Origin of the sequence: Suipraeoptans intestinalis (genome assembly GCF_009696485.1) — a bacterium.
Classification (GTDB): domain Bacteria; phylum Bacillota; class Clostridia; order Lachnospirales; family Lachnospiraceae; genus Suipraeoptans; species Suipraeoptans intestinalis.
Map to the genome: position 1 here is coordinate 1 of NZ_VULY01000008.1, position 6,811 is coordinate 6,811.

9 protein-coding genes are annotated in these 6,811 nt (G+C 47.3%); 3 read left to right on the forward strand and 6 right to left on the reverse strand.

Annotated elements, in window-relative coordinates:
• Positions 1-14: 14 nt before the first annotated feature.
• From FYJ34_RS00270 to FYJ34_RS00295, 6 genes are all read right to left on the reverse strand, one after another.
• A complete protein-coding gene (locus FYJ34_RS00270; RefSeq protein ID WP_154475257.1) occupies positions 15-380 on the reverse strand; it encodes a hypothetical protein in 366 nt (121 codons plus the stop codon).
• A complete protein-coding gene (locus tag FYJ34_RS00275; protein WP_154475259.1) occupies positions 377-802 on the reverse strand; it encodes a hypothetical protein in 426 nt (141 codons plus the stop codon). The genes FYJ34_RS00270 and FYJ34_RS00275 overlap by 4 nt, the downstream gene beginning before the upstream one ends.
• 44 nt (positions 803-846) lie before the next feature.
• Entirely contained in the window at positions 847-1,476 is a 630-nt protein-coding gene (locus tag FYJ34_RS00280; protein ID WP_154475261.1) for a hypothetical protein, read from the reverse strand.
• A gap of 200 nt (positions 1,477-1,676) precedes the next feature.
• Positions 1,677-1,958 (reverse strand): hypothetical protein, encoded by a 282-nt coding sequence (locus FYJ34_RS00285; RefSeq protein ID WP_154475263.1) that lies wholly within the window; start codon positions 1,956-1,958, stop codon positions 1,677-1,679.
• A 22-nt stretch (positions 1,959-1,980) separates the two neighbouring features.
• Positions 1,981-2,490 carry a hypothetical protein gene (locus FYJ34_RS00290; RefSeq protein ID WP_154475265.1) on the reverse strand — a complete coding sequence of 170 codons (510 nt, stop codon included), beginning with the start codon at positions 2,488-2,490 and terminating at the stop codon, positions 1,981-1,983.
• Between the two features lie 5 nt (positions 2,491-2,495).
• Positions 2,496-2,852: a hypothetical protein gene (locus FYJ34_RS00295; RefSeq protein WP_154475267.1), complete on the reverse strand. Its 357-nt coding sequence runs from the start codon at positions 2,850-2,852 to the stop codon at positions 2,496-2,498.
• A gap of 1,113 nt (positions 2,853-3,965) precedes the next feature.
• On the opposite strand from FYJ34_RS00295, the gene FYJ34_RS00300 reads away from it, so the two are divergent.
• The 3 genes from FYJ34_RS00300 (at position 3,966) to FYJ34_RS00310 (ending at position 6,461) form a co-directional block, all read left to right on the forward strand.
• On the forward strand, positions 3,966-5,777 hold the full coding sequence (locus tag FYJ34_RS00300) for a hypothetical protein (protein ID WP_154475269.1): 1,812 nt from the start codon (positions 3,966-3,968) through the stop codon (positions 5,775-5,777).
• Between the two features lie 241 nt (positions 5,778-6,018).
• Positions 6,019-6,279: a hypothetical protein gene (locus tag FYJ34_RS00305; RefSeq protein WP_154475271.1), complete on the forward strand. Its 261-nt coding sequence runs from the start codon at positions 6,019-6,021 to the stop codon at positions 6,277-6,279.
• A complete protein-coding gene (locus FYJ34_RS00310) occupies positions 6,270-6,461 on the forward strand; it encodes a hypothetical protein (protein WP_154475273.1) in 192 nt (63 codons plus the stop codon). Before FYJ34_RS00305 ends, FYJ34_RS00310 begins: the two co-directional genes overlap by 10 nt.
• Positions 6,462-6,811 lie beyond the last annotated feature (350 nt).

Sequence of the window (6,811 nt, forward strand, 5' to 3'; positions counted from 1 at the left end):
TTACCCAGACGCCGTCACGCCACACTCCCCAGGTCCGTTCCCTGATCGGACAACTGGTAGAAAAACTCTACTTTTTCCAGAATATCCGGGTTTGCTTCTTCCAGCGAGCCGGTAAGGGGCGTTGCGTAGGTAGACTTTCTCTCTACGTAAGCATTCTGCTCATTGGGGCTGATACTGTGATCCCCCACTGCAGGCAACACATCCAGGATCGACAGCTTTTCCACGTCCTTAATGGAATTGTTGAAAAGGTTTATCTTGTACTGAATGGCATACCCCAGATCGCCTGTCGCACCGGTCGCATATTCGCCGTCGTAACGGACGGTATTGTTCAGGAGCAATTCCAGCGGTGGAACAAAGGTTACCGTCGTGTCTTTTTTCATAAAGATCTCCGAAGTATCCCATCCTGATCCAGATCCAGGGCATCCACATAATCATTTTCCCGATTATTTCCGGTTCCATACGGACGAATATAATCGTTTTCATCATACGTCAGGTAGTTGGTAAATTTGTTTTCTCCCCGTGCCGCATACTTCGTAGCCCTCAGTTCCAAATAAAGGGGATAGTAAGAAGCCGGCGTCACCCCGCCATACTCTACTATGACGGCAGTTTTCCCTGTCCCTTGAAAGTTCTTTACTTCGGTAACTTTCGGTTCAATGGGGTTAGTTCTCCACTGTGAGTCATACATCCTTTTCTCAAACTTGCCTGTGTACTCAAACCCGGGAGGCAAAAGGGTGATCGTGCGGACGTTGGGAATTTTTTCCAGATCCCCATATGTGGCAGAATCATGATTGATTCTCGGCAATGCCGGGCCCACCAGATATCGAAAGGTGGCATCGTTGGCATATTCTACGACACGCGGCTCATCGGCAAACTCGTTGACAACCGGGTGCAGGGGGGATACCAGAAAATACGTCGGAATGCTCGCTGTTCCTTCTGTCCCAGATAGGCTCCTTTGACGTATTCTTTTTTTGCTGTGTCATAGTAGCTTACACTCGTAGAGCTGTTGTAGGTAAGGGAGCCATCTGACAAAGCGTCCAGCTTCTTCATTTCTTCCTCTGACAGCCACACTCTTTCACGTAACTGGATCCCTGCGTTATCCAGTACAATCGGTTTTTCAAATTTGACGACAATTTCTTCATAGTTCCCGTGCTTATCCTCGATCAAAACAGGCGTATCATACTTGACATGCTCCTGAATCAGATGCTCGGTACCCGCTTTATCAATTCCGTACAGCTTGGTGTTTCCGTTATTGATGGCATCGATTACAGCCTGCCTGTGTTCCGCATTATAGGGATTTTGCTCGTCTGTTGCATATGTTGTGATCGTTGTGCTTTTAAAATAGACACCGGCCGAATCCAGCCTGCTGTAGACTGCTTTTATCTCTGTGGTCTCTCCTCCGGAATATCTGTTTTCATAACTGGAGCCATTATTGACATTCACCGCCCTGATACGAAGAGGGATCCCTCTTTCGTTCATCCTGTAGGCACCTTTATAAATCTTCCCGTCAAGATAGTGGTATTCCGGGCTGTAAATATATACAAACTCTTCGCCGATATAGTGATCCGCATGGCTGTGCTTGCCATAACTAAATCTGCCATTTTGAGAATAGGGAACCGGCTTAAAATAAAAGGTTTCTATTCTCCTGCCAACATACTCTCCGCCGTTTCCGTTTTCGTCTACGTTCTTATAGTAGTCGATCGTAATGGGAATATCCTTATTGACAGATACCGCTCCCGCGCCAGACGGATATTCGCACCGACAGCCTGGCGGCCATTGGTCCAGTCCGCCGGACTTCCGATCTTATTAAAATTTACATTTTCCAGGAGAATCTCCACCTTATTGTCATGGATATTCTTCGTGTGCTTTCCTGCTCCGTGAACGCCAACGGAGTCTGCCCTCATGCCCGGCTCGTCCTCCGGAAACGTGTAAACGACTTTGATGTTCTTTGGGATCTCCATTCCGACACTTTCATTGACCCCTCTATCTTATCCGGATAGATCGCTGAAAAACATTGGTTTTCGGAATAGTGTTCGGAGCAGTTTTGGCGTCGCCCATCTGTTCTACGTAGCCGGTCACGACATAGCGATGTCCATTCTCTGTTGCTTTCTTTTCAGAGTTTATCAGACCCGAATTTCCATGTACCGACCACAGAGCAAACCCTATCGTCCTAACCACATACTTGTGTGTCGTTTCCTGAATGGGCGTACCGTCGCTTTGATACAGTCCGGCCTTCACTTCGATGCTGTCGTCATTTCTCGCATGATTTCCGTCAAATTTAAAGAAATATTGATAGCTGTAGTGTGTTCCTCCCGTGATTCTGGGATAGGTGTATTTTACATAGTTGTATTCTCCATCCTCGTATCTTTCGGTTGTTCCCGCCTGGGAATCCACAAAACGCAGATCCGTGATCTTATCGGTTTTTGGCACCCGGATCAGAAGATACGGAGCGTCCACGCTGTACGTATTCCCGGAAACGTCCAGGTCCACCACACTGTCTACCTGCTGCTGGTATACCAGACTTCCGGCAGCTCTTGCAGACCATTTTCCGTCAGTCTCGCAATTTTCAGGTCGATCTTTTCCGTATCCTCCTCTCGCAGACCGGTCGCTTCTGCCGCACTTCTCTCAACAGCCGCTTCCGGTACTTCCCTGCTGTCTTCCATCAGACCGCCAAAGCCTCCTGCCAGGCTTTCTGTTTCTGTCGCTTTCCCGGTCTGGCTTTCTTCCACCGATACTCCTGCTGCCGCAGCCGGATGATCCTCTGCATAAACCAGATTGATGCCAGGCAGGATACTGGTCATCAGCATTGCCACCGCCAATATGCCTGCTGCAATTTTTTTCCTGTTGCCTTTCATAATGCATCTCCTCTCTCAATCCTTTCAAGCTTTGTATAAGCTGTGTAAAAAGCACCAAACTTTGTATTAAAAAAACGAAAACAACGCACCCCCTCCGGCTACGCATTTTCGTCTTCTATCACAGGATTCTCTATCCTAATTCTGTCTGTCTGTCTGTCTGTCTGTCTGTCTGTCTGTCTGTCTGTCTGTCTGTCTGTCTAAAAATTGTTTCATGGTACGCACGCCCTGTCAAGCTGTTTTGCCTGCTTTTCTATCAACTTTCTATTCTAAACTTTCTGATCCTCTATATTCTATCACTGATGACGATTCCTGTCACCATTTTTTAGGGAAGTCTGAAATTTTTCTGGCAGATATGACCCTGCACGTCTCCCGTCACTGTCCTTGCAGGATAGTATTCCATCGATAATAACCAGGATACCTCCCCTTCATTTTAAAACCTTTCCGACTTGTTTCTGTCTTGTGCACAGAACAGCATTGCCACACCTTGATTTTCCACCGCTATCATGCCTATACTTGTTCCACTCGATTCATTTACGACCGGGAAATCGTCGAAAAGCCCTTAAGACCTTGTTTTTGGGCTTTTAGTAGCGATTGGAAGTATAGCATGATAGCGGTGGAAAATCAAGGTGTGGCAATGCTGTTCTGTGCACAAGACAGAAACAAGTCGGAAAGGTTTTAAAATGAAGGGGAGGTATCCTGGTTATTATCGATGGAATACTATCCTGCAAGGACAGTGACGGGAGACGTGCAGGGTCATATCTGCCAGAAAAATTTCAGACTTCCCTAAAAAATGGTGACAGGAATCGTCATCAGTGATAGAATATAGAGGATCAGAAAGTTTAGAATAGAAAGTTGATAGAAAAGCAGGCAAAACAGCTTGACAGGGCGTGCGTACCATGAAACAATTTTTAGACAGACAGACAGACAGACAGACAGACAGACAGACAGACAGACAGACAGACAGACAGACAGAATTAGGATAGAGAATCCTGTGATAGAAGACGAAAATGCGTAGCCGGAGGGGGTGCGTTGTTTTCGTTTTTTTAATACAAAGTTTGGTGCTTTTTACACAGCTTATACAAAGCTTGAAAGGATTGAGAGAGGAGATGCATTATGAAAGGCAACAGGAAAAAAATTGCAGCAGGCATATTGGCGGTGGCAATGCTGATGACCAGTATCCTGCCTGGCATCAATCTGGTTTATGCAGAGGATCATCCGGCTGCGGCAGCAGGAGTATCGGTGGAAGAAAGCCAGACCGGGAAAGCGACAGAAACAGAAAGCCTGGCAGGAGGCTTTGGCGGTCTGATGGAAGACAGCAGGGAAGTACCGGAAGCGGCTGTTGAGAGAAGTGCGGCAGAAGCGACCGGTCTGCGAGAGGAGGATACGGAAAAGATCGACCTGAAAATTGCGAGACTGACGGAAAATGGTCTGCAAGAGCTGCCGGAAGTCTGGTATACCCAGCAGCAGGTAGACAGTGTGGTGGACCTGGACGTTTCCGGGAATACGTACAGCGTGGACGCTCCGTATCTTCTGATCCGGGTGCCAAAAACCGATAAGATCACGGATCTGCGTTTTGTGGATTCCCAGGCGGGAACAACCGAAAGATACGAGGATGGAGAATACAACTATGTAAAATACACCTATCCCAGAATCACGGGAGGAACACACTACAGCTATCAATATTTCTTTAAATTTGACGGAAATCATGCGAGAAATGACGACAGCATCGAAGTGAAGGCCGGACTGTATCAAAGCGACGGTACGCCCATTCAGGAAACGACACACAAGTATGTGGTTAGGACGATAGGGTTTGCTCTGTGGTCGGTACATGGAAATTCGGGTCTGATAAACTCTGAAAAGAAAGCAACAGAGAATGGACATCGCTATGTCGTGACCGGCTACGTAGAACAGATGGGCGACGCCAAAACTGCTCCGAACACTATTCCGAAAACCAATGTTTTTTCAGCGATCTATCCGGATAAGATAGAGGGGGTCAATGAAAGTGTCGGAATGGAGATCCCAAAGAACATCAAAGTCGTTTACACGTTTCCGGAGGACGAGCCGGGCATGAGGGCAGACTCCGTTGGCGTTCACGGAGCAGGAAAGCACACGAAGAATATCCATGACAATAAGGTGGAGATTCTCCTGGAAAATGTAAATTTTAATAAGATCGGAAGTCCGGCGGACTGGACCAATGGCCGCCAGGCTGTCGGTGCGAATATCCGTCTGGCGCCGGGAGCGGTATCTGTCAATAAGGATATTCCCATTACGATCGACTACTATAAGAACGTAGACGAAAACGGAAACGGCGGAGAGTATGTTGGCAGGAGAATAGAAACCTTTTATTTTAAGCCGGTTCCCTATTCTCAAAATGGCAGATTTAGTTATGGCAAGCACAGCCATGCGGATCACTATATCGGCGAAGAGTTTGTATATATTTACAGCCCGGAATACCACTATCTTGACGGGAAGATTTATAAAGGTGCCTACAGGATGAACGAAAGAGGGATCCCTCTTCGTATCAGGGCGGTGAATGTCAATAATGGCTCCAGTTATGAAAACAGATATTCCGGAGGAGAGACCACAGAGATAAAAGCAGTCTACAGCAGGCTGGATTCGGCCGGTGTCTATTTTAAAAGCACAACGATCACAACATATGCAACAGACGAGCAAAATCCCTATAATGCGGAACACAGGCAGGCTGTAATCGATGCCATCAATAACGGAAACACCAAGCTGTACGGAATTGATAAAGCGGGTACCGAGCATCTGATTCAGGAGCATGTCAAGTATGATACGCCTGTTTTGATCGAGGATAAGCACGGGAACTATGAAGAAATTGTCGTCAAATTTGAAAAACCGATTGTACTGGATAACGCAGGGATCCAGTTACGTGAAAGAGTGTGCTGTCAGAGGAAGAAATGAAGAAGCTGGACGCTTTGTCAGATGGCTCCCTTACCTACAACAGCTCTACGAGTGTAAGCTACTATGACACAGCAAAAAAGAATACGTCAAAGGAGCCTATCTGGGACAGAAGGGAACAGCGAGCATTCCGACGTATTTTCTGGTATCCCCCCTGCACCCGGTTGTCAACGAGTTTGCCGATGAGCCGCGTGTCGTAGAATATGCCAACGATGCCACCTTTCGATATCTGGTGGGCCCGGCATTGCCGAGAATCAATCATGATTCTGCCACATATGGGGATCTGGAAAAAATTCCCAACGTCCGCACGATCACCCTTTTGCCTCCCGGGTTTGAGTACACAGGCAAGTTTGAGAAAAGGATGTATGACTCACAGTGGAGAACTAACCCCATTGAACCGAAAGTTACCGAAGTAAAGAACTTTCAAGGGACAGGGAAAACTGCCGTCATAGTAGAGTATGGCGGGGTGACGCCGGCTTCTTACTATCCCTTTATTTGGAACTGAGGGCTACGAAGTATGCGGCACGGGGAGAAAACAAATTTACCAACTACCTGACGTATGATGAAAACGATTATATTCGTCCGTATGGAACCGGAAATAATCGGGAAAATGATTATGTGGATGCCCTGGATCTGGATCAGGATGGGGATACTTCGGAGATCTTTATGAAAAAGACACGACGGTAACCTTTGTTCCACCGCTGGAATTGCTCCTGAACAATACCGTCCGTTACGACGGCGAATATGCGACCGGTGCGACAGGCGATCTGGGGTATGCCATTCAGTACAAGATAAACCTTTTCAACAATTCCATTAAGGACGTGGAAAGCTGTCGATCCTGGATGTGTTGCCTGCAGTGGGGGATCACAGTATCAGCCCCAATGAGCAGAATGCTTACGTAGAGAGAAAGTCTACCTACGCAACGCCCTTACCGGCTCGCTGGAAGAAGCAAACCCGGATATTCTGGAAAAAGTAGAGTTTTTCTACCAGTTGTCGATCAGGGAACGGACCTGGGAGTGTGCGTGACGGCGTCTGGG

Coding starts and splice junctions, on each gene's coding strand:
- FYJ34_RS00270 (WP_154475257.1), bottom strand. CDS start 380: ATGAAAAAAGACACGACGGTAACCTTTGTTCCACCGCTGGAATTGCTC.
- FYJ34_RS00280 (WP_154475261.1), bottom strand. CDS start 1,476: ATGAACGAAAGAGGGATCCCTCTTCGTATCAGGGCGGTGAATGTCAAT.
- FYJ34_RS00285 (WP_154475263.1), bottom strand. CDS start 1,958: ATGGAGATCCCAAAGAACATCAAAGTCGTTTACACGTTTCCGGAGGAC.
- FYJ34_RS00295 (WP_154475267.1), bottom strand. CDS start 2,852: ATGAAAGGCAACAGGAAAAAAATTGCAGCAGGCATATTGGCGGTGGCA.
- FYJ34_RS00300 (WP_154475269.1), top strand. CDS start 3,966: ATGAAAGGCAACAGGAAAAAAATTGCAGCAGGCATATTGGCGGTGGCA.